The 22,647-nt window shown below is 50.7% G+C and carries 22 protein-coding genes, 2 tRNA genes and 2 pseudogenes; 14 read left to right on the top strand and 12 right to left on the bottom strand.

Features of this window, described 5'->3' with window-relative positions:
- Positions 1-13 precede the first annotated feature (13 nt).
- From BM427_RS16770 to BM427_RS16740, 7 genes and pseudogenes are all read left to right on the top strand, one after another.
- Positions 14-1,465: an AMP nucleosidase gene (locus BM427_RS16770; protein WP_090123427.1), complete on the top strand. Its 1,452-nt coding sequence runs from the start codon at positions 14-16 to the stop codon at positions 1,463-1,465.
- 16 nt (positions 1,466-1,481) lie between these two features.
- Complete coding sequence (locus tag BM427_RS16765) at positions 1,482-3,257, top strand: aminopeptidase P family protein (RefSeq protein ID WP_090123425.1); 1,776 nt, start codon at positions 1,482-1,484, stop codon at positions 3,255-3,257.
- Positions 3,258-3,875: 618 nt separating this feature from the next.
- Positions 3,876-5,090, top strand: a complete 1,215-nt coding sequence (locus tag BM427_RS16760; protein ID WP_090123424.1) for an alpha/beta hydrolase family protein — start codon at positions 3,876-3,878, stop codon at positions 5,088-5,090.
- A 65-nt stretch (positions 5,091-5,155) separates the two neighbouring features.
- Positions 5,156-5,314, top strand: a pseudogene (locus BM427_RS16755) (transposase); the annotation flags it as partial.
- A gap of 337 nt (positions 5,315-5,651) precedes the next feature.
- Positions 5,652-6,107 (top strand): hypothetical protein, encoded by a 456-nt coding sequence (locus tag BM427_RS16750; protein WP_090123423.1) that lies wholly within the window; start codon positions 5,652-5,654, stop codon positions 6,105-6,107.
- Positions 6,108-6,115: 8 nt separating this feature from the next.
- Positions 6,116-6,322 carry a helix-turn-helix domain-containing protein gene (locus BM427_RS16745; RefSeq protein ID WP_090123421.1) on the top strand — a complete coding sequence of 69 codons (207 nt, stop codon included), beginning with the start codon at positions 6,116-6,118 and terminating at the stop codon, positions 6,320-6,322.
- Between the two features lie 126 nt (positions 6,323-6,448).
- Positions 6,449-6,671: pseudogene (locus BM427_RS16740) on the top strand (AbrB/MazE/SpoVT family DNA-binding domain-containing protein).
- Positions 6,672-6,854: 183 nt separating this feature from the next.
- On the opposite strand, the gene BM427_RS16735 reads toward BM427_RS16740, so the two are convergent.
- Positions 6,855-7,835 (bottom strand): quinone oxidoreductase family protein, encoded by a 981-nt coding sequence (locus BM427_RS16735; protein ID WP_090123419.1) that lies wholly within the window; start codon positions 7,833-7,835, stop codon positions 6,855-6,857.
- 107 nt (positions 7,836-7,942) lie between these two features.
- Here BM427_RS16735 and BM427_RS16730 point away from each other — a divergent pair, with 107 nt between their 5' ends.
- Positions 7,943-8,809: a LysR family transcriptional regulator gene (locus BM427_RS16730; protein WP_090123417.1), complete on the top strand. Its 867-nt coding sequence runs from the start codon at positions 7,943-7,945 to the stop codon at positions 8,807-8,809.
- Positions 8,810-9,170: 361 nt separating this feature from the next.
- Entirely contained in the window at positions 9,171-9,695 is a 525-nt protein-coding gene (locus BM427_RS16725) for a hypothetical protein (protein ID WP_090123415.1), read from the top strand.
- Positions 9,696-9,873: 178 nt separating this feature from the next.
- Here BM427_RS16725 and BM427_RS16720 read toward each other — a convergent pair whose 3' ends face one another.
- Both BM427_RS16720 and BM427_RS16715 read right to left on the bottom strand, forming a co-directional pair.
- Positions 9,874-10,311 carry a VOC family protein gene (locus BM427_RS16720; RefSeq protein WP_090123413.1) on the bottom strand — a complete coding sequence of 146 codons (438 nt, stop codon included), beginning with the start codon at positions 10,309-10,311 and terminating at the stop codon, positions 9,874-9,876.
- A 339-nt stretch (positions 10,312-10,650) separates the two neighbouring features.
- Positions 10,651-11,082: a GNAT family N-acetyltransferase gene (locus BM427_RS16715; RefSeq protein ID WP_090123411.1), complete on the bottom strand. Its 432-nt coding sequence runs from the start codon at positions 11,080-11,082 to the stop codon at positions 10,651-10,653.
- Between the two features lie 760 nt (positions 11,083-11,842).
- On the opposite strand from BM427_RS16715, the gene BM427_RS16710 reads away from it, so the two are divergent.
- The gene (locus BM427_RS16710; RefSeq protein ID WP_090123409.1) at positions 11,843-13,381 is read left to right on the top strand and encodes a methyl-accepting chemotaxis protein; all 1,539 of its coding nucleotides are present in this window, start codon (positions 11,843-11,845) and stop codon (positions 13,379-13,381) included.
- 132 nt (positions 13,382-13,513) lie between these two features.
- Here BM427_RS16710 and BM427_RS16705 read toward each other — a convergent pair.
- The 3 genes from BM427_RS16705 to BM427_RS26370 all read right to left on the bottom strand — a co-directional run bounded on the left by BM427_RS16705 (position 13,514) and on the right by BM427_RS26370 (position 15,306).
- Positions 13,514-13,589, bottom strand: a tRNA-Asn gene (locus BM427_RS16705).
- Positions 13,590-13,670: 81 nt separating this feature from the next.
- Complete coding sequence (locus BM427_RS16700; RefSeq protein ID WP_425280072.1) at positions 13,671-15,086, bottom strand: EmmdR/YeeO family multidrug/toxin efflux MATE transporter; 1,416 nt, start codon at positions 15,084-15,086, stop codon at positions 13,671-13,673.
- Positions 15,087-15,210: 124 nt separating this feature from the next.
- On the bottom strand, positions 15,211-15,306 hold the full coding sequence (locus BM427_RS26370) for a DUF5951 family protein (protein WP_367888887.1): 96 nt from the start codon (positions 15,304-15,306) through the stop codon (positions 15,211-15,213).
- Between the two features lie 5 nt (positions 15,307-15,311).
- On the opposite strand from BM427_RS26370, the gene BM427_RS16695 reads away from it, so the two are divergent.
- Positions 15,312-15,387 (top strand) — tRNA-Asn (locus BM427_RS16695).
- A 425-nt stretch (positions 15,388-15,812) separates the two neighbouring features.
- On the opposite strand, the gene BM427_RS25450 is transcribed toward BM427_RS16695, so the two are convergent.
- The 3 genes from BM427_RS25450 to BM427_RS25445 form a co-directional block, all read right to left on the bottom strand.
- Positions 15,813-16,037 (bottom strand): hypothetical protein, encoded by a 225-nt coding sequence (locus tag BM427_RS25450; RefSeq protein WP_139234427.1) that lies wholly within the window; start codon positions 16,035-16,037, stop codon positions 15,813-15,815.
- Positions 16,038-16,222: 185 nt separating this feature from the next.
- Positions 16,223-17,014, bottom strand: a complete 792-nt coding sequence (locus BM427_RS16690; protein ID WP_090123405.1) for a sulfite exporter TauE/SafE family protein — start codon at positions 17,012-17,014, stop codon at positions 16,223-16,225.
- A gap of 122 nt (positions 17,015-17,136) precedes the next feature.
- A complete protein-coding gene (locus tag BM427_RS25445; protein WP_139234426.1) occupies positions 17,137-17,577 on the bottom strand; it encodes a hypothetical protein in 441 nt (146 codons plus the stop codon).
- A 217-nt stretch (positions 17,578-17,794) separates the two neighbouring features.
- Between BM427_RS25445 and BM427_RS16680 the strand changes: the two genes are divergently transcribed.
- Entirely contained in the window at positions 17,795-18,664 is an 870-nt protein-coding gene (locus BM427_RS16680) for a LysR family transcriptional regulator (RefSeq protein WP_090123400.1), read from the top strand.
- Between the two features lie 169 nt (positions 18,665-18,833).
- On the opposite strand, the gene BM427_RS16675 is transcribed toward BM427_RS16680, so the two are convergent.
- Positions 18,834-19,520 carry a class I SAM-dependent methyltransferase gene (locus tag BM427_RS16675; protein WP_090123398.1) on the bottom strand — a complete coding sequence of 229 codons (687 nt, stop codon included), beginning with the start codon at positions 19,518-19,520 and terminating at the stop codon, positions 18,834-18,836.
- A 121-nt stretch (positions 19,521-19,641) separates the two neighbouring features.
- Positions 19,642-19,989: an STN domain-containing protein gene (locus BM427_RS16670; protein WP_090123395.1), complete on the bottom strand. Its 348-nt coding sequence runs from the start codon at positions 19,987-19,989 to the stop codon at positions 19,642-19,644.
- A gap of 275 nt (positions 19,990-20,264) precedes the next feature.
- On the opposite strand from BM427_RS16670, the gene BM427_RS16665 reads away from it, so the two are divergent.
- On the top strand, positions 20,265-20,597 hold the full coding sequence (locus tag BM427_RS16665) for a gamma-glutamylcyclotransferase family protein (protein WP_090123393.1): 333 nt from the start codon (positions 20,265-20,267) through the stop codon (positions 20,595-20,597).
- Positions 20,598-20,813: 216 nt separating this feature from the next.
- On the opposite strand, the gene BM427_RS16660 is transcribed toward BM427_RS16665, so the two are convergent.
- The gene (locus BM427_RS16660) at positions 20,814-21,593 is read right to left on the bottom strand and encodes an alpha/beta fold hydrolase (protein ID WP_090123391.1); all 780 of its coding nucleotides are present in this window, start codon (positions 21,591-21,593) and stop codon (positions 20,814-20,816) included.
- A 109-nt stretch (positions 21,594-21,702) separates the two neighbouring features.
- Here BM427_RS16660 and BM427_RS16655 point away from each other — a divergent pair, with 109 nt between their 5' ends.
- The gene (locus BM427_RS16655) at positions 21,703-22,611 is read left to right on the top strand and encodes a LysR family transcriptional regulator (protein ID WP_090123389.1); all 909 of its coding nucleotides are present in this window, start codon (positions 21,703-21,705) and stop codon (positions 22,609-22,611) included.
- The last annotated feature ends 36 nt before the right edge of the window (positions 22,612-22,647 follow it).

Genomic DNA, 22,647 nt, shown 5'->3' with positions numbered 1-22,647 from the left:
CAAGGAGATAACGATGAATAAAGGTGCACACCTGACACCGGAGCAGGCGCTGGATCAACTGGAGGCGCTGTATGACCGATCGGTCAATGCCCTGCGCCACGCCATTGGCCGCTATATTGAAAACGGTGAACTCCCGGCAGCTGAAGTCCGCGCGCAAGGGTTGTTCGTCTACCCGTCGCTGTCGGTACGCTGGAACGGCAGCGCGACGAAACCGCCAAAAACCCGCGCTTATGCCCGCTTTACCCACTCCGGCTGCTATACCACGACCATCACCCGCCCTTCCCTGTTTCGTGCCTATTTACTCGAACAATTGACGTTACTGTGCCAGGACTACGGTGCACAGATCGAAGTTGGCCTCTCCGCCCATGAGATCCCCTACCCGTATGTGATTGATGGTTCTGAGCTGACGCTGGATCGCTCGATGAGCGCCGGTCTGACGCGCCACTTCCCGACCACCGAACTGGCGCAGATTGGCGATGAAACCGCTGATGGCCTGTTCCACCCGACCGAGCTCTATCCGCTGTCGCATTTTGATGCCCGCCGCGTGGATTTTTCGCTGGCGCGTCTGCGCCACTACACCGGCACGCCGGTTGAGCATTTCCAGCCATTTGTGCTGTTCACCAACTACACCCGCTATGTGGATGAGTTCGTGCGCTGGGGTTGCAGCCAGATCCTCGATCCAGAAAGCCCCTATGTCGCGCTCTCTTGCGCAGGCGGGCATTGGATCACCGCCGATACCGAAGCGCCGGAACAGGCGATTTCCGATCTGGCATGGAAAAAACATCAAATGCCCGCCTGGCATCTGGTGACCGCGGACGGCCAGGGGATCACGCTGGTGAATATTGGCGTCGGGCCGTCAAATGCCAAAACCATCTGCGATCACCTCGCCGTGCTGCGCCCGGATGTCTGGCTGATGATTGGCCACTGCGGCGGATTACGTGAAAGCCAGGAGATTGGCGATTACGTGCTGGCGCACGCCTACCTGCGCGACGACCATGTGCTGGATGCGGTATTGCCGCCGGATATCCCGATCCCGAGCATCGCCGAAGTACAGCGCGCACTGTACGACGCCACCAAAGCGGTAAGCGATATGCCAGGCGAAGAAGTCAAACAGCGTCTGCGTACCGGTACTGTCGTGACTACCGACGACCGTAACTGGGAACTGCGCTATTCCGCCTCAGCGCTGCGTTTTAACCTGAGCCGCGCCGTAGCGATCGATATGGAAAGCGCCACCATTGCTGCACAGGGTTACCGCTTCCGTGTGCCGTATGGCACGCTGCTGTGCGTGTCGGATAAACCGCTGCACGGTGAGATCAAACTCCCCGGCCAGGCAAACCGTTTTTATGAAGGGGCCATTTCCGAGCACCTGCAAATTGGTATTCGGGCGATTGACCTGCTGCGGGCGGAGGGCGATCGCCTGCACTCCCGTAAGCTGCGCACCTTCAACGAACCGCCGTTCAGATAAGAAAAAAGGATTAACTATGCAAACCTCAACACCGTTACAGGCGTTACGCGATCAACTCGTCGCGCTGGCGCTTGACGGTATGATTGTGCCGCGCGCCGATGCGCATCAGAGCGAAGACTGCGCCCCACACGATAATAAATTGCAGTGGCTCACCGGTTTTACCGGCTCAGCCGGGCTGGCGCTGGTACTGCGCGATCGCGCGTTAATGTTTGTCGATGGTCGCTACCAGGTACAGGTACGCAGCGAAGTGGATCTGCACGCCTTTGAAATCCATCATCTGCACAACGAGCCGCTGGATCAGGTTCTTGCTGCGTTGCCCGCCGGAAGCCGCATCGGTTTCGAACCGCTGCTGATGGTCAACAGCCAGTTCACCGCCCTTGACGCCACACACTGCGAACTGGTGGCGCTGACGCGCGATCCGTTCGATGCCATCTGGCACGATCGCCCGGCAGCACCCTGCGGTGTGATCCGTGAAATGCCCGTCGCCATCAGCGGCGAAAGCAGTGCCGATAAACGCGCGCGCATTGCGCAAGTGCTGGCGGCAAAAGGGGCGGATTTTCTTGCCATCACCCTGCCGGATAATATTGCCTGGCTGCTGAATATCCGTGGTTCCGACATTGCGATGAACCCGGTGGCACACTCTTTTGCCCTGCTGAGCCGGGATGGCGCGGTAGAGTGGTTTGTCGATCCGCGCAAAACAGCGGCGCTGTCTGCTGACGTGAAGGCCTCGCTGACGCTGAGCGATTTCGACGCATTTCTGCCACGTTGCCAGCAGGTTGCGCCCGGTAAACGGATCCTGCTCGACGGTGATTTTGCCCCCGTCGCACTGCGTTTTGCCATCGAACAACAAGGTGGCGAAGTGCTGTGGAGCGCGGATCCGATCACCTTTATCAAAGCGCATAAAAATCCGCTTGAACTGGCGGGCTACCGCGAAAGCCACCAGCAGGATGGCGCGGCGTGGGTGAATTTTCTGGCGTGGCTGGCGCAGGAAGTGCCGGTGCGTGAAGCCGCGGGCAACCCGGTCACCGAACTGGAGGCCCAGCAGAAGCAACTGGAATTTCGCCAGCAGCAGGCCGGGTTTATCGAGCAGAGCTTCAGTACCATTTCGGCCTCAGCCAGCAACGCCGCCATGTGCCACTACCACAGCAGCGAGAAAACCAACAAAGCCATCACCCGCGCGAACTTCTACCTGAACGATTCCGGCGGCCAGTACCAGAACGGCACCACTGACGCCACGCGTACCCTGTCATTTGGCCCGCTGGATGCGCAACAGCGCCTGCACTACACCGCCGTGCTGAAAGGCTTTCTGTCGATGTTTACCCTGCAATTTCCTGCCGGTACACACGGCCACCAGCTTGATGCCTTTGCCCGCCGCGCGCTCTGGGATCTGGGGCTGGATTTCGATCACGGCACCGGACACGGCGTCGGCCACCAGTTGCTGATCCACGAACAACCGCAGCGTATTGCGAAAAAGGTCAACCCGTGGCCGCTCAGCGCCGGAAACATTATGACCATCGAACCGGGTTACTATCTGGCGGATCGTTACGGCATTCGTATCGAAAATCAGGTGGAAGTGGTGGAAAGCCAGCCCGGCTTCTGCCGCTTCTCGTCCCTGACGCTGATCCCCATTGATTTAAGTCAGGTGGAATGGAGCCTGTTGAACGAGCAGGAGAAACAGTGGCTGGATGATTATCACCAGCAGGTGCGTGAAATGCTGTTACCGCGGGTCAGCAGTAACTCCCGCGAGTGGCTGATTGCCGCTACAGCACCGCTGCGCGTGCAGGCAAGCTAACTCACCGCGCCGGGGCAACCTGGCGCTGATTGTTGCTGAACGCCGAAGGGGGTGGTTCAATTAATCACTGCCTGGAGGCTGCCACTATGGCTACGATCCCACACTGAAAATGGCGATCCCCCTGCGCCCCTCCCCGTTTCGCGCCTGAATATACTGAGCTGTGTCGTTACTGCCTTGAAAAAAGCCCGCTGAAGTTTCCTTAAGCGGGCTTTTTAAATCTGGTGCTCTGCTGTGTAGTCCCCCACGTCAGGGAATTCTCATTATCGGTGGTACTAAAAACCAGAAGGACTACACATTGACAATGATACAACAGGCACCGAAGCCAAAGAGGAATTCTTTTTTATTAATGCAATCCTCCGCTGCGATTTTTCAACGCACTTCACATAAGAAATTTTATCTGCTTCACTGGATTGCATTTAAAAAAACGAGTGTTATTGTGCGATCATGTGGGCCTTAAAAAGGTGTTTTTAATCATTATTCCCGACTGTGCTCATTTTTGAGTAAGCAATCGTTTTTTAATTTAGTGGGCTGCTTTTTTACAGGTAATGAACGCAATAGAATAGACGTTATTTTTCATAAACTTAATATTATGTATATAAAAAAGATAAGGGGATGAAAATGTTAAGAGCTTTTAATCGTTTCTTTTCTATGTTGCTGGCGCTTTGTGCGGTATCGGCATTTGCACAAGAGACAACACACCAACCGATTAACGTTTCCGATGGGATAACCTATGAGCTTATTGGCCGTTGGGACGTAGATCGTCTGAATAAAATATTGACCGTTGATACACCCGCATTTTCAGGCGTTAATGTGAAATATACACCGGCCAAAAATGCCGTTAAGCTTTATCGCGTGATCTATCCTTCATCCATTCCTGAACATGGCAACAAACCCACGATGACCTCAGGACTGCTTGCCATTCCTGACACCGCGGGAAAATCTTTCCCAATGGTTTCCTACCAACATGGGACTGTTTACGGAAAACACCAGGTTCCCTCTTTTCCTGATGAATCTCCTGAGACGCAATTGATGATCGCGCAGTTTGCTTCACAGGGCTATATTGTTATTGGGGCTGATTATTTTGGTCTGGGCATCTCCACGGAACCCGAAGGTTATATGGTAAAAGCCAGTCATCAGCAGGCAACCTACGACATGATTAACTCATCGCGGCAGGTTCTGGCGCAAATGGGGCTGGAAAATCCGCATCTTTTTTTGGCGGGATGGTCACAAGGTGGTTTCGTGACCATGGCATTGCTTGAAAAACTCGAAGCCATAGGAATGAAAGTACAGGCGACGGCAACCGCCAGCGCGCCATTAGATGTTTTTGCCCTTATGAATGGATTTCTTTCATTCCCGCGCAAATTTGATGCGGACTGGTTAAATAGCATTGTGATACTTTCTGCCTTTGCCTACGAAAACTATTACGGTATTCCAGGCCTGGCGCGCTCTGTTATTACCGATGAATATTATGATGTGGCCAAAAAAGCCTATGACCGCCAACCTTTTAATCCAGCAGATATTACGTCTGACCTGCACAAACTTATTCGCCCTGAATATTTCAACCCACAATATTTCGCGAATTCTGCCTATGGTCGGCTAATTAGCAATGCCCAGGCCTATCGGTGGGTCATCGCGTCTCCGGTACACAACTACTACGGAGAGACTGATGAAGCGATCACAATAGGAGTGGGTAAAATGGCAATGACGTACGCACAGTCTATGGGAGCAGGAAATACGTTGGTTGAGGCCATATCCACCGGGAAAACGACGCACAGAGGCACCTTTGCCACGGCCGTCCCGCTGTGGAAAAGCTGGTTTGACGCTAAACAGTGACGATAAAGAACTCGCTCAACCTGTATGCCCTGATATTATTATCAGGGCATATTTAGTGACACAGAATTTGGCCACCTGAACGACGTCGTACTCCGCAGGAAAACATTCCCATTATTCAGCAGACTATGGAACCCGGTATGACCGTGTCTCCTGTCGCTCGCCTGCATGGCATCAATGCTAATCCGATCTTCAAATGGCACAGGCCATTGATGAAGGGGATACTTTAGCGACTAACGCTTATATTTATAACAATCTGCGATCTGCCTTCCACGACTCCCTATTGCCGTTTTTGACTGAAAGCAGTATCTTTCCACCGCATCTGCAAAATCAGGTGCCGGGATTGGTCTCCTGAATATATTCCTTACTGGCGACATATGACGCGCTTTGCGTCTTTTTTATGTCGTTTACCCAGCTACATCTCAATGGTGGGCCGGGCGGAGGCGCCGCAAGGCGCACCGGTGTCCAGTAAGGCCGGTAAGACCAACTCCGTCCGGTTCCACCACCCGCAAGATTGGTCTCTTCGGTGGTGGTTCAATTAATCACTTACTGGAGGCTGCCACTATGGCTACGATCCCCACTCAAACACACTCGTTACTTGCTGTTCCTTTCAATGCTGCCACGGATTTCACCGTACTCGCAGGCCACTGCGAAACCTTCGCCGAAACCCTGATTGAAAGCGACGATCCGACACTGAAAATGGCACTCTGCGGCAGAATCAACACCTGCCTGACGCTGCTCCAGCCCACGCTGTTAGAACCCGTACCGTCACATCTGGTTGAAAGCCTGACCGTTGACACGCTCCCCGCGACCACGCCCCGTTTCGCGCCTGAATGTACTGAGCTTTGTCGTTACTGCCTTGCCATCACGCAAACCCTGGCGGGCCATGGCTTTGCCTCTGACACCGAGAAACATCTTAGCGGGCTGTTGTACGACCTGATCAACTACTTTGCGGCGGAAATGAAAGCGCCGCGCTGGTTGCGGACTGCCAGCGGCGTGAAGCTTATCGACAGCGTGTAGGTTAAAGCATGATGCAATCTGACTGGCATCCTGCCGATATCATCGCCGGGCTGAAAAAACGTGGCACGTCGCTGGCGGCGCTTTCGCGTCAGGCCGGGCTGGCGTCCTCCACGCTGGCAAATGCGCTGACCCGCCGTTGGCCTAAAGGCGAAAGATTGATTGCCGAAGCGTTAGAGGTTGCACCTGAAAAAATCTGGCCATCACGCTATCGCTGATGCTCTGGCGGCGCAGCCCGGAACCGGAAGCTGCGCCGCATTTTGTTTCTCTGATGCGTTGTCATTCTTTGAAACGCAAAAACAATTTTTGTTTATCTGCTTCCGGTGTCAAGAACGAAACCCATCATGCTGGCGGTTCCTCCTCCCTCCGTGCTGAAAACGCTGGCGCTGTCGACGGACAGCGAGGTGGGCATAACCATTGATAATGGCTGCCTGTTTATTGAACCCCGGAAGCGGCCTCGTTATTCGCTTGAGGAACGGCTGGCGCAGTGCGACCCGCACGGCGAAATGAGCGATGAAGATCGGAAATGGGGTTGATGCACCTGCCATGGGCAAGGAGATCCTGTAAATGGACAGAGGGGAAATCTGGCTCGTTTCACTGGATCCGGCTGCCGGACATGAACAAACCTGAAGGGGACGACAAAGGATGAATGATTGTCCTTAAGGGACATAAATCCAGCCTGGTCGCCACGTCACTGATATGGCATACCTCAAAGATGCCTGCATCGCTCGTTTCATTCACGTCAGAGTCTTAAGCCTGAACCGTGAGAATGACGCTTCCTGTTGTATGACCCGCCTCCAGCACCCGGTGTGCTTCTGCTGCATCGGTAAGGGTAAATTCAGCACCAATGTGATTTTCAAGTCCTGCCGACAGTGCTGACATAAGGTCGGAGGCCCCTTTCCTGTAAAGCGCGGCATCATCTGTATAGGCGAGTGAACTTGGTCGCATCAGTGCTATAGATCGGGCAAATCCCAGTTCTTCCACCCGCACCGGAGGTATGGGGCCGGCAGGCTGTCCAAGACTGGCAACAGTGCCAAAAGGGCGGACCACGCTGAGCGTTCTGGACAGCATTGTTCCTCCGATACCGTCGATGGCCAGATGCACGCCATATCCTTCCGTGATGTCGCGGACTTTCTCCGGCCATGCAGCATCTGTATGGAGCAAGACTTCACTCGCGCCAGCAAGGCGGGCCGTTGCCACTTTTTCCGGTGAGCCCGTTGTACCGATAACCCTGGCACCTTTCATCGTTGCCCAGCGGGTCACTATCTGCCCCAGCCCCCCGGCAGCAGAATGAACCAGTATCCAGTCACCAGCCCTGACTTCCCTTACTTTGTTGAGCAACATATGTGCGGTAAGGCCCCGAAGCATCGTGCTACCAGCTGTACGGGTGTCCACACCATCCGGAATCCTGATGAGGCGGCTGGCAGGTATATTGCGGGATTCAGCATAAGCGCCCATCGGATTTCCCGTATAGGCAACACGGTCTCCTGCAGCAAAGGCGCTGACGTTACTGCCCGTTGCTATGACTACTCCGGCACCTTCAAAACCAGGCACCGCCTGGGGATATGGCTGAGGGTAGAGCCCTGAGCGAAAATAGATGTCAACGAAATTCACGCCGATTATTTCGTGTCTGATACGGACTTCATCGGGACCGGGACTGACTGGCTCTCTTTCCACCGCTTTAAGAACCTCAGGGCCACCCGGCTGGCTGATAATCATTGCTAACGACATTATTTTTTCCTCACTTATGAAGTGAGAAAACTATAAAGGAGTTTATTACAGGAAGAATACAGGTATAAAAGCACCATACATGTGTAAAAATGCACAAGAGGTGAGGTATGGACTGGCAGGATTTACATTTTTTTTTCGCCCTTGCCCGGTGTGGTTCCCTGTCTGCCGCAGCCAGGGAGCTTGGCGTGGACCACGCCACTGTGAGCCGCCGGATTGCAGCCCTTGAAAGTTCGCTGGGCCTCAGGCTCACGGAGCGCTTGCCACGCCGTACCACGCTTACCGGGCATGGGCGGATTATCGCCTCCGGCGCTGACGAAATGTACCGTATTGCAGACCGTATTCGAATCCAGGCGAGGTCATTGTGTGACGAACCGGCCGTGCCTATAAATATCAGCGCGTCACCTGCCGTTGCAGCACACCTCATTGCGCCTGCTATAGCAGGCTTCACCCGGAAACATCCGGGTATCACGTTGTCATTATCCGGCGTTTCGCACCATGTTCTTCTGAATAAAAGTGAGGCTGACATTGCGGTTCGCCTTGAAAGGCCTGACGATCCAGACCTGATGACAAGGCGTATAGGTACCATGCGCTTTGGTCTTTATGCTTCTCAGTTCTGGCAAGAAATTCCTCAGGAAGACTGGGTATTTATTGCTTATGACAGCACGCTTGCACATGTCACGCAGCAGCAATGGCTGGATTCACTGCTGAACGGGCGGCGTGTTATCTTTCGGGCAAGCGATCTGATGGCGCAGCAACAGGCTGCCCGGAAAGGATTGGGCATCGTTACTTTACCCTGCTTTATGGGTGATAATGACAGCGAACTGGTAAGGCTGCAGGAAAATCTGCCTTCGCCCGTGAGGAACATCTGGCTGGTTGCTTACCCTGAACTTAAGCGTGATCACTCCGCTGTCGTGGTAATGGATTTCCTTGCTGAAATCATTGGCCGGTCCTGCCCGCCAGGCAAGAATATCTGAGTTTTTCTTGTTAATTTCTCATGTCATATGACTGACTGACAGTGTTTCCCGTTAATTAATATCGGTGCGATTTGAGTTATCGCTCCGTCAGGGATGATTAAAACTCACCTGTTCGCTTTTCACTCTTAGCGAGCATTATCTGATACAAACGTCCGCTGAGTGCCAAAAGCGGATGTTCAACGGAATCACTAACGTTGAATCGTATGGAACAGTCTATATCTGATTCTTTTCACCACTGAAACATCAAAAAACATGCAATAACCACACGCAAGAAATGGATGTTAATTCACCCGCTATTCATCGCATAGCTGTGCATTGTAATTACTAGAATGAGAGGGCTTACTAACTGAAGGAGTAGAAAATGGATATTCAAGGAATTGGAAGTACTGCTTCGCTATGGAACACCATCGGCAAAAAAACAGAGCAGCAACAGGATTTCAAAAATCTGATGGCAAAAGCGACTGACACCCTAAACGCTATGTCGCCAGACAATGCGCAAGTTTCAACCATTAACAATGGCGCGACACAGTCGAGGACTGCGATACAGGAAGATATTTTACGCTATGCACGAGCCGACTCACAGGATGCAGAAAGGCTCGCTCATGATATGGCTTACAGTCCCAGTGATATCTGCTATGACCTGAGTGAATCAATCAAAACCAACAGAATGGAAGACATCAAACTGGCTTCCACCGGAGAAAAAGTTGGAGATGACTACAAGCGCCAGTTTTACCTGAATGCATCAAAAATCGATGCGCAGCGGATGCAGATTTACAATACGGAGAAGGTGAAAGGTACCGATCCTGTCATTATATTGAGTAAAATGATGGACTTCACGAACTCCCAATCAAGGGACTACCTTTCCGCTACGGGATGGTTGGCTTAATTAAATTTGATGTCGAAAAGCCGGCCTTTGTGCTGGGTTTTTGGCACCATGGTCATTAATTGAGGCAATTTATAACTTTGTCCTGTGATTGTCCTGTCAATAGCAGTTTTGTGCCAGAGGCGGACCTTGCAAAGATCATTGTTTCAATAAGCAGATAACGGGTTAGACCATGAGGATTTCATTGACCGCGCTCCATCAACTCTAGCGTCTGTCCATCGGGGCTTTGTAAATATATCACTCTGGTTCCCTGCATGGGGCCTGATAAGACTGTCTGAGGTTTACCTGGTGTTTTCCAGCCATACTCCGATACTTTGCTCAAGAGCGTATCAAGATCCTCAACTATAAACGCAAGGTGAGCATAACCAGGGATGTATGGTGCTGAGGGTTCTTCTGGCTGTTTAATGTTATCGTATTGCAGTAATTCAATTTTGAAACCAGCCAGCTCAAGCAACGCCATTCGTACATCAGCCCCTCTTGCGCCTGTGACTTCATCAATGATTGGCCCAGACATTTTCCCTTCGCGTAATAACTCCCCTCCAAGAATATGAGTCCAGAAGAATAATGACTTTTCAATGTTTTTAACTGAAAAACCGACGTGGTCCGCTTTTTTTATCATGAAATTGCCTGCTGAGTTTCAACAAATGAGCACCAGACTATCTGAAATCTCTACTTTAATACTTCACGATAGGTGCGGAGTAAATTTACTCATTAAAACATATAGTTAAGCCTTGCCTGAATGATATATTTATGATTATCCACCGTGAGAGCTATGCACATTAACTAATCCCTGTGGAAAAAATACGCGACTGCGTTGACCTGCTCCCCGTTTATTAAAACGCGTCATCAGTTGTGGGATAAATTACGAACTTCCGCTGTTCGCTCTGAGCAGACATGTCTGCCTCCTGATCGACTCTTTCGTGCCAGAAGCGGACAAGCTTCTGGTACAGTGTATTAATCAATATAGAGCTGATTGATCATTACCGGCCCATACCAATGCCATACCTTCGCTTGCTGGACGAACGTTTTTAAAGCCGAATTTTTCATATAATTCATGAACATCGGCAATAAGGGTTATATAGGCACCTGGTGACACATGCTTTTCAAACCACGACATCAAATTTTGCATGATCTTTCGACCAAGACCGTTTCCTTGATGATCCGGGTCAACAGCAATATCGACAATCTCAAAGTTCAGAGCACCATCACCGATGATGCGCCCCATACCGACAATTAGCCCAGCATACTCAATATGAACCCCGTAACAGCTTCCCGGGAGCGCTCGTTTCACTGCATCCAGAGGGCGAGGCGTTAAGCCAGATATGACGCGTAAACGGCAGAAATCTTCTGCTGGGGGAACAGTGTTAACGAAAACGTATTTTGGATGCATTTTCTACTTCCTGTACAGATAGTCACTTGTTGAAAGTAACAATAAACTAACATCACTGAGTTCTAAATAATGTATCGCCATTATTTCGCCAGTCATCTGGCAGCGGCTAACGTCCGCTTCTCGCCGGGAGCGGATGTTGTTACAGCAGTTTGTCTTAACCAATTAGGAGCGGTTTGCCCGCAGCCAGCTTACCCCGTACCGTTATATCCGGAACCGTAGAGAGCGCTAAGTGACGGGGCACGAAAACACGGCATTGTCTTAATGACGCCGCCAGTAGAAATCCATGCCGATAATCACCAGAATGATGCTGGCGACTCCTGCAACCCCTGTGATGAATTCACACATACTCAGCCTCGTGTATTGCCAGTTCAGGGCCCCCGTCCGTCACGGTTACGTGATAACCGGAAAATTATACGAATACTCTCCTGGATGTGATTACAATCGTTGACGGGTGGTTGTCTGAAACCAGACTACCTGTATCGGTATCAATGTTGCGTAGGCAGGAAAAACTGTTCTTACGTCAGTAATCACATTCATATATGTTTGTTGAAATTGAGTCATACTGATGACGCCAGTACATACTAATGTTTCATTTATCAGATAATTCAGTTCATTATACCAAAATAGTGATATATATCATATATATCAATTTTATCGATTAATTTTTTCTCTTTCCTTGCCGATAAAAAAATTAAGCGTGACCTGATATCGAAAGGCCTGCGCAATATCTGCCTATACAACAACAACAGGTTAGCATGCTATGAAATTATCCTTTGCGCATAAACTATGGCTTCCACTTGCTGTCGCACTGCTAAGCCTTGCCGGGTCATTATTCTTTAGCTCAGTAAAAATTAAAGATGACCAGCTGGCGCTACGAAAAAAGGAATTAATGTATGTTTCCCAGTTAGCCCTCAGCGTGGTGAAAACGCAGGCCGCGCTTGTTGATAAGGGACTGATATCAAAAGAGGACGCACAACAACGTGCAATCCTGATCATTAAAGACCTACGCTACGGCGACACAGGATATTTTACTATTCTGAATAACCAGGTGCAGGTCATTATGCATCCCATCAATGCCGCGTTAATTGGCAAGGGGCCAGATGTTGTCGATGCGAATGGCGTATATATTTACAGAGATATGGTCACGGTGACGAAGGATGGCCATGATGGTTTTACCGCCTATGATTTTCCGCGCCCGGGAGACACCGTTCCGAAGCCCAAAATTGCCTACAACATTCCATGGTCACCCTGGGGATGGATTATTACGACGGGTCTTTATGTTGATGATATCCAGGAAGTCTTTCTCAGTTCTCTTTACCAGAATATCGCCCAATTTCTCGTTATCAGCATTCTGCTCTTTATACTGGTTTATCTGATTAACCGTAGCACACTGAAAACACTGGGCGGAGAACCGCGTTATGCGGCTGAGGTCGTGTCGCGAATTGCCGCCGGGGATCTGACGACTCCGTTGATCCTTCGCCACAATGACACGGACAGTCTCATGGCATCGCTCGATGGCATGCAGACGAACCTGCGCGAACTGGTGTCACAGATTAAAGATTCAGCCGCGTCTGTGGCAATGGCGGCAGACGAGATTGCGCAGGGTAATACGGAGTTGTCCTCCCGCACGGAACAGCAGGCTGCCGCCCTGCAGGAAACGGCCGCCAGCATGGAGCAGCTCACCGCCACGGTGAAAAGCAACACAACAGGCGCGCAGCAGACTGCAGAGTCAGCCCGCGACACGGCATCCCTTGCGCGCGCAGGACAAGCAGACATGCATCGTATGTCGGAAACCATGAACGCCATCTCACAGAGCGCGACAAAGGTGAGGGATATCACTGCCGTCATCGAGAGTATTGCCTTCCAGACGAACATTCTTGCCCTCAACGCGGCTGTGGAAGCTGCCCGGGCCGGTGAAGAGGGACGGGGCTTTGCCGTGGTTGCCGGTGAGGTCAGGACGCTTGCCCAGCGCAGCGCCACCGCCGCGCGGGATATCAAGCATCTGATTGAGCAGGCTGTTGAGCAGGTGGAAAGTGGTGTGGAAGTGGCTGCAGGTACAGGCCAGAGCATCCTTAAAATTGTCGGCATGGTAGGCGAGCTCGCGGAGGCCATGGACAACATTTCTCAGGCCTCATCAGAGCAGATGCAGGGGATTTCGCAGGTCAGCATTGCGGTGAACCAGATGGATGGCGTCACGCAGAATAACGCCGCACTGGTTGAAGAATCTTCGTCAGCGTCACAGTCGCTTTCAGAGCAGGCTCACGCGCTTCGGGGAATGGTGGAAACCTTCCGGGTCTGAAACACCGGTTATCAGGCCGGCGAATTGGGAGTGACCTGCTCCCCGTTGATTAATACACCTGATGCTTTTCATGAGCGATGCAATAAAAGCAAAAAGCCCGCTTAAGTTTCCTTATGCGGGCTTCTCTAAATCTGGCTCCTCTGACTGGACTCGAACCAGTGACATACGGATTAACAGTCCGCCGTTCTACCGACTGAACTACAGAGGAATCGTGTGAACGGGGCGAATATTAGCGACGCCTCAGGGCCTTGTCAAAGCCTGATTTCTCTTTTTCAGCGCGTTTGCCGAATTATTCTCCAGGTTGCGCAGAAATGGCGCCTTTCTGCGGCTTTGGATACTTCCACAACCACCTGCCGCTCGCCATGCGCCAGTAGAAGAAGACGCCGCGCACCGCCCAGTCGAGGAACATCCCTAGCCAGACACCAATCACGCCCATACCGAGCATGATCCCCAGTGTATACCCTGCCACTACCCGGCAACCCCACATCCCCAACATCGAAACCCACATGGCGAAACGGGCGTCGCGTGCGCCTTTCAGGCCCGCAGGCAACACCCACGACGCCGCCCAAATCGGCATAAATGCCGCATTAAGCCACAGAAGCACCTTAACTACCTCTTTTACGTCCTCTTCCTGGGTATAAAAGGAGGCGAACAACCCGGCAAGCGGCGCGGTACCCCAGGCAATGGCCGTCAGTATCAGCGTCGAAAGCCAGAAGACATGGCGTAACTGGCGTTCTGCCTGGCCGATCTGCCCTTTACCGAGGCGCTTACCGGTAATAATGGTAGACGCGGAACCCAGCGCGTTACCCGGCAGGTTAATCAGCGCCGCCACAGAGAAAGCGATAAAGTTACCGGCGATAACGTTGGTACCCATGCCCGCAACAAACATCTGCGTCAACAGTTTTCCGCCGTTAAACAGCACCGACTCGATACTGGCCGGAATGCCGATCCCCATCACTTCCCAGATAATGGAGAAGTTAAGTTTCTCGAAGTAGCTTTTCAGCGAGATCCGCAGCGCCGGGTTAAAACCAATCATCAACACCCAGATGATTGCGACCGCGCCAATATAGCGGGAAATGGTTAACCCCAGCCCTGCCCCGGCAAAACCCATGCCTTTCCAGCCCCAAAGGCCATAGATCAGGATGCTGCTGATAATGATGTTGAGGATATTCATCCCGCCATTAATCAACAGCGGGATTTTGGTATTGCCCGCACCACGCAGTGCGCCGCTGCCAATCAGGGCAATCGCCGCCGCGGGGTAGCTGATAACGGTGAGTTCAAGGTAGGTCAGCGCCAGCGCTTTAACTTCCGCTGTCGCCGCACCGGCAATAAAGTCGATGATTTGCGTGCCAAAGTAGTGGATCACCGCTGCCAGTACAATGGCAAACAACGTCATGATCACCAGCGACTGCCGCGTTGCCGCCCTCGCCCGTTCACCATCCAGTTTGCCAAGGCTGAAAGCCACGACCACCGTCGTGCCTAAATCAATGGCGGCAAAAAAAGACATCACCACCATATTGAAGCTGTCCGCCAGGCCGACGCCCGCCATCGCTTCTTTACCCAGCCAGCTCACCAGAAACGTGCTGAGCACACCCATCATCAAAACACAGGTGTTTTCCAGGAAGATCGGTACGGCAAGGGGCGTGATTTCTCGCCAGAATAATACACGGTAACTTTTACGTTTTCTGTACCAGGGCGTACGCATGACGGCCTGGCGTAAGGGAGTAACGAGGTTCAAAATGGTCCTTAGCCGCGAAAGGTGAAATCACATTTCAAATGATGAGGGAGAAATCCTGATCCTGCAAAGCATTTACTCCGAAAATTGGTGTTTATTGGGTCAAACTGTCGATGGATTCAGCAGTCAGTTCGTCATCGCTAAAATGAGGTTTGACAAAAGATTTTTCGCCGCTAAGATAAGCCTCCACACGATTCCTCTGTAGTTCAGTCGGTAGAACGGCGGACTGTTAATCCGTATGTCACTGGTTCGAGTCCAGTCAGAGGAGCCAGATTTAGAAAATCCCGCTTAAGGCAACTTAAGCGGGATTTTTGCTTTCTAGCATTGTATTCAATATGTTCGCGTGAAGAATACCGCCCGTCTGCTTGCCTTTATAAACAACGCTATTTTTCCGGTTATCGGACACCAGCCAGCCACTGAACTGAAACCTCGTCATCCCATCCAGAAGTTGTTTTCCATTGGCGTTTACCCGGCTGTTTCACCGGCTACGAGAAAATTCTACTTATGAACACACCCACTTTTCGGGGGATTACCATCTCACTTCACACAAAAGAGGAATTTACACGATGATCAGAGTAGTTGGCAGTCTCATCACTATAGCATCCATGTTGAGACTTATTTTTAATCAAAAATGACTGCAGTACACAGACATATCCAGGATGCTGACTACGTGACCGAAGTCTCAAATATTTTCCGTTAATGTTCTTTTTTGCATCGCTGGGTATCAGGCAACGTATCTGTATCTGCCCCCCATTCGGGTCGTTCACCTGTCATAATGGCTTTTTGCTGTTCTTTGCCCTCACACTGAAACAGACCAGGATAAGGGCTATGAGGAGCAACAGTCATTCCCACACTGGAGATACCAGCACATCCGGAAAGAACCAAAATGAAAAAAGAAGCTATAAAAGATAATTTAGCCATTTTTATAAATCCCTGGAATACCGTTGCCCTCTTCGTAAGGGCTAAAGAATAACCCTGTTATAGCATCCGGATTACAATAAACAAGAACCATCATTATTCTAAATTAAAAAAAATAACATCCCGTTGATGCTTTGTTTATTATTACCAGCGACCACGTGAGCTGTATTTACGATGCTCAGTACGAGTCACTGGATCTGCGCATTGATGAACACATTGACTGAATTTGCCCCCATCTGTCCGATGAGAAACAGTAATAGAATCAGAAAAAAAACTCTGATAAATCCGCTGCCATACCGCAAGGCTAGAAATACGCCTGTAACAGCACCTGCAACATTACAAATACCAACTATACCTCCTGTTATCCACAATACATTCCCTGATGGAACAAAAAAAAGCAACGCGGCAGTAAAAGTCCCCAGATTTATTAATTTGGCTGATGCAGAAGCATTCAAAAAATCAAACCCAAAGAATTTAACAAAGGCAAACAATAAAAGACTTCCGCTGCCAGCGCCGAATATGCCGTCATAGAATCCGATAAATGCGCCTAACACTATCCCCACCAGTATCTCTTTCAGACCAATCCTGATATCAGCATGTCGTCGGCCCAGATCTTTTTTTATAAACGTATAGACTGCCATAATAACAAGGACTACAAAAACCAGATATTCCATCAACTCCCTTGGTATAAGAGAAACAGTGTATGCGCCAGCGAATGAAAAAATAAATGCAGCCCCCATGACTGGAATAATGAGCGCCCACATAATCTTTACCCGGCGGAGATACCCAGAAACAGAAAATGCGTTCCCGAGCAATACTGCCAGTTTGTTGGTACCAAAAATTGTCGCCAGGCTGGATCCCGGTAGAGCATGAATAAGAGCAGGAATTTGAACAAGCCCTCCACCACCAACAGCAGCATCGATTAAACCACCACAGAAAGCGAAGCCCCCCAGTGCGACAAGAGAAAAATCAATATTCATAACTTATTACAGCCCCCACAAAAGCAATAAAAACCAGTTTTCAATTTGTCTCTCTTGTAACACCTGATGCATCGTTGCCTGGCTAATAGCAGGTAACGAAATACGATAGTCTGTTCCGTATTTCAGTGAACCAGAACGTTATGATAAATAGTCTGATCTTCATGGGAAATATAAAGGGCATCAGCGGAAAAGCGCATGATGATTTTTCCGGATACCAAGCTTGTCGTTTTGTGCATTTCATTCCAGCTGTTAAAGAAGTTGAGGATGACAGGATCAACGTTTTCCTTTTTCAGGAAGGCGAGAAAAGCATCCTCCGCATAAACCTGCGCCTCCTGTTTTATCTCATGGCAAAGAACCTCGTACATCATACGCTGAATCTCTTTGATGTGATCAATATGCGCGAGCACGGGTGACCTGCGAATATCTCCGGTTATCCATCGACCAGAAATTTTTAACATTGAGATATGCTCAGGCAAAGCATCAATGAATAACTCACCCAATTCCTGCATAGAGGAAGGTTTTGTCGATATGTCATCACAGCATTGCAAAGATAATGAAGTCATCTATTCACCTCTGTTATTTACTGGCTGAAATTATTTAAAGGCTCCAGCCCTATTCATGGATTAATGGATGAAAAATTAACTATTTTCGGTTTGCATTACAGTGTGTTGAAAAATAATGTCTGATGCCCCCTGTTCCAGGGATTGTAGGATGATTGATTGGCACACAACAACTGACTTATAGTGAGTTAATTATTCACTTTTCGTGAGGTATAAGAGTATGGATTTATCTCAGTTGAAAATGTTTAAAACCGTCGCAGAGCAGGGTAGCATCGCCAGAGCATCCGAAATGTTGCACTGCGTTCCCTCAAATATCACAAACAGAATTAAGCTCCTGGAAACGGAACTGGGTGTTTCTCTTTTCATCCGTAAGGGCCGTGGACTGGTCATCACACCGTCAGGAGAAAGACTGCTTGAGTACGCCAGCAAAATACTGACGTACTGCCAGGAAGCCCGCCGGGCGCTTGAACCCTCATCAGAGCCTGCCGGGATCCTGCGGATCGGGGCTATTGAATCTGCGGCAACAGGGCGGCTACCGAGGGTGCTATCAAAATTCCACCAGAGCTATCCTGCAGTCCAGGTGCAGTTCAGCACAGGAACATGGCAACAGTTAGTCAATGATGTTGCCGAACATAAACTCGATTGCGCTGTTATTGCGACAAAGGATGACCATACGGATATCACCTATGTGAATGCTCACAAAGAATCACTGGTATTGATTGCCTCTCCTTATGCAGGAAAGATATCCGTTCCTCAGGACCTGAAAGGTAAACGCATTTATATGTGGCCACACGGTTGCCCTTACCGACAGGCCCTGGAGCGTTGGGTAAATCAGAATCAGGTCACGGTCGATATCACCAACATTGCAAGTTATGGAACTATTCTTGGGTGTGTCAGTTCCGGTGCAGGTGTTTCGCTGGTACCTGCTGGCTTTTTTGAGCAGTTCAAAAGAACAGGTAATATCAAGGGGTACACATTTACCGAGTTATTTCCCGTGCAGAATTATTTTATAAAAAATAGCAGAATAGATCTTCATCCCGCACGCAATGCGTTTGAAACGTTATTGCGTGCTGAATTAAACGATGTGTGACACTCTTTGTCATTATTATATGACGCCAGTTCCGCTGTCAGACCTGCTGTTTTCAGCAAGTAATCAGAAACCCGATGCATGCAAATGGCAATACTATGGCTGAGTCGTGGTTTACGAATAAATCAGCTCATTATTACTTATTCAAAAAACACCTGGCCTTTTTCAGGTTTTAATCAGTGCCAGTAATCTGTCTGGCTGTTACGGCCATCATTACATGGTCCCACCATGGATTGTGGGCGACTTTCACGGACTGAATAATAAAACCTGCCGAAATAATTTCATGCTGCAACGAGATCAGCGGCATCAGTGTTCTCCATGGCTTACCTTTCCTGTAAAGGATATGGCTTGACGCCTCATAGTGCTGGCGATCCTCCTCATAGCCTGGCTCACCGCACATACTGCTGATAATGAACGTCCCATTTTCCCTGAGCAAACGTCTGACCTGGCGGTAAGCCTGTCCACGCTGGCTGCCCGTCAGACAGTGCATGCAACTGCCGTCAAAAATCAGATCGAAGCGATGGTCTTCCAGTTGCGCCAGCGAGCAGACATCATCCTGCAGAAAAACGCCTGAAATCCCCTGTCGTGCGAAATTTTCCCGCGCCCAGTCAATAGCGGTGGGCGAAAAATCCACGCCACAGACATGATATCCTTTCCGGGCAAACCACAGGGATGCCATCATTCCGTTGCCGCATCCCAGTTCCAGGATATGGCTGCCCGGCACAGGTAACTGACTCGCTGCTGCCAGTAAATCGAGCGTTTCAGTCAGTTTTGTCCATGCCCGGGGATAGCCATCACCGGTCCAGGCGGGTTTGTCATTAGTACGAAGTGCCTGGTATATCTGCTCGTAGTTTTCCATTCTGCTCTCCCGGGCACTCAGCATTAAACCACCTCAGGCCCTTTCATAACCCAGGACTCCGGATGAATGACTGTTCTGGCGCGAGGCGCTTTTATGCCCTGGATTGCATTCCTCGCCCCCATCATCTGACCGTCATCGAATTAGCCTGCTGTTCAGTCACTTTCAGCGCCGTCCCGGCGAGTGCGGTATGGAGAGCCTCCCTGATGGTCATCCTGCCTTTAACGGGATTTACCCTGACCGGGGCCGTCTTGCTGAAGTCCGTCCTGATAAAACACCCGGTCCCGTGCGCCAGTTGCTGAGCTGTTTCATCAAACCGGGAATAATGTATATCGTAATTCGCAATGGTGTCACACTTGCCTTCCGGCACATGAACATCCGGGGAAGCACCGCATGAAATCATCAAGAAAACCATACCGGTACTCAAAATCTTTCCGGAAAAACACGTCAATGCCTGTTTAGTTACATTCACTTGATGAATCCTTATGAGATTTCACTCAACGATAATAACGACAAAGTCATTAACCTCTTATTTCAGTGCGTGATTTTTATTTAATAAATTTATCAGTAAAGATAAGAAACTGTTGCCAGTCATAAGCCATGATGAAGACGGCTTTCGGGCAGGCTTTTTGCTTTCCAACGTTTACCTCGCACCACGCTTGCAGACAGTTGCGAACCTCATCACAAAACCGTATTTTGAATACTCGTCGCCCGCCGGGTATTTATCGCGTTGATTGTTGAGGGAAAATGGAATCGTTATTTGTCTATGGCACGCTGCGTCCCGGCTGTTCTAATGCACATATTCTGGAAAATATCGGCGGTGAATGGCTGCCGGGCTACGTCACGGGTACGTTTTACGCGCGTGGCTGGGGAGCCGCCGCCGATTTTCCTGGCATCGTACTGGATATAAACGGCGCACAGGTACACGGTTACCTGTTTTTGTCCGACAACCTTACCGCGCACTGGCCGATGCTGGATGAATTTGAAGAGGGCTATGACCGCGTTTTGGTCGAGGTCACCACCGCTGAGGGCAAATGCGTAAGCGCATGGATTTACCAGTTGCAGCCGCGATCCGCATAGCCTGCTGTCACCTGCACAGGGCCGTTTCAGCGGCCCTGAATTCTCCACCGATTAAAAAACCCCGCAGTTCGTCTGCCGCACTCACCAGCACAACCTCCCGCCGGATAAATGAGCCAGGCTGTTAATCGAATAGCACAGCCTTTTAAAATGGGCTTACGCCCAACAGCGAGGACGACGCAATGATCACACGATGCAACGCCTGCCTGCGTTAAGGCTTCAGAGCGCGTACGTAATAAAACGTGCAATCACCTCTGTAAGCTCTTGCGACGCTTCGAGCGGCAGCAGATGCCCGGCTTCGGGGATGATATGCATACCCGCCTGCGGGATGCGCGGCAAAAGCTCAGCCTCCAGTACCGGGCGGCGTTCCACCTTATCCCGCTCGCCCAAAATCACCATCGTGGGGATCTTAATCGCAGCAACGTCCGCCGTAATATCTTCCGCCATTGCCACTTCCGGCCAGGCTCTTTTCGCCTGCGGACTACCCTTCAGGCTGTCTTCAATCACCTGCTCCCGCTGTGCGGCGCTCAGTTTCTTCGCTGTCAGAACATGATCAATCACGTATTCGACCGATTCACGGGACGAATAAGCACTGGTTAATAGCGTGCGTTCTTCCTGCGAAAGGCGCATTGGCGAAGGTGGCGACGGCGCGACCAGAATCATCCCTTCAAGGCCGGTCGGTTGATGCGAAGCAATAAGCTGCGCAACCTTTCCCCCCATCGAATGCCCCACCAGAATATAGCGTTGCAGGTTAAGTGCGCTGATTACCGCCTGCGCATCTGCTGCCAGCGTCGCCAACTCGTATCCGCTTTCAGGTTTTGCCGATTCGCCCCAACCGCGATGATCGATGGCTACCGTCCGGTAATGCGCCGACAACGCCCCGGCAACCACATCCCAGGTTCGTGACGAACCGCCGTAATAATGCAAAAAGACCAGTGCCAGCTCCCCGCTCCCTTGCTGCTTGACCTGAATTTGTGTGCCATTGACGTTGAGTTTCATTGAATTGCTCCTCTGTTTTACCAGCCAGCAGCATAAACTCCATCACAGTATTTGATAATTCCATGTAAAGTAGCGAGAGTCGATAACATAAGTATTGAATGGTAAAGAAATGGATCGGTTAACCAGCCTTGCTGTTTTTATTGCTACCGTTGAGGAAGGCAGTTTTGCTGCCGCCGCAAGACGTTTTGGCATGTCTCCGGCCATGGCGGGCAAACACATCAGCGCGATTGAAGCCGACGTGAATGCCCGGCTTCTGCAACGTTCAACCCGACGATTAAGTTTGACCGATGTCGGTCAGATCTATTACGAACGCAGCAAACAGATCCTCGAAGCCTACGAAGAGGCAAACCGCGAAGCGGGCGATACCCAGGCCACTGCGCGTGGCACCTTGCGCGTTACCGTTCCTGTTACTTTCGGTGAGCTTCATGTCGCACGCGTAGTAGCTCGCTATCTGGACGATCACCCTGAGGTGAATGTGGAGGTGCTGCTGGAAGATCGCTATGTCGATCTGCTGGATACGCGAGTGGATGTTGCTATCCGGATTGGCAGACTCAAATCCAGCCAGCTTGTCACGCGTCAACTGGCACCCTGTCGCATGGTTCTCTGCGCGTCTCCTGGCTGGCTTTTGCGGCACGGCACTCCGCAAACGCCGGAGGATTTGCAGAGTGCTTCACGGCTGGCTTTTAGCGAAGCCGTCTCAGAAGGAAACTGGACGCTTTTTGACAAACAAAAACACGCGCACGTGATTGATGGGCCGTGCAGGCTGACGGCAAATAACCTGCAGTTACTGGTGGCGTCTGCGCTGGCCGGAACGGGGATTGTCTATGGACCCACCTTTGTTTTTGGCGATTATATTCGCCGCAAGGCCCTGCTCCCCTTGCTGCCGGATTACACTGTCAGTGATTTAGTTATTCAAGCGGTTTATCCGGGTGCGCTACGCATTCCAATGAAAGTCCGTCGTTTTGTCGATTACCTGGCCCGGGCTTTTGGCGACAACCCGCCCTGGGATCAGGCCTGATATTATCTGCATAAAGCAGACCGCAACCCGCGCAGG

The sequence above is a fragment of the Kosakonia arachidis genome, from assembly GCF_900116535.1.
GTDB lineage: Bacteria > Pseudomonadota > Gammaproteobacteria > Enterobacterales > Enterobacteriaceae > Kosakonia > Kosakonia arachidis.
This window is presented reverse-complemented; position numbering and strand designations above follow the sequence as displayed.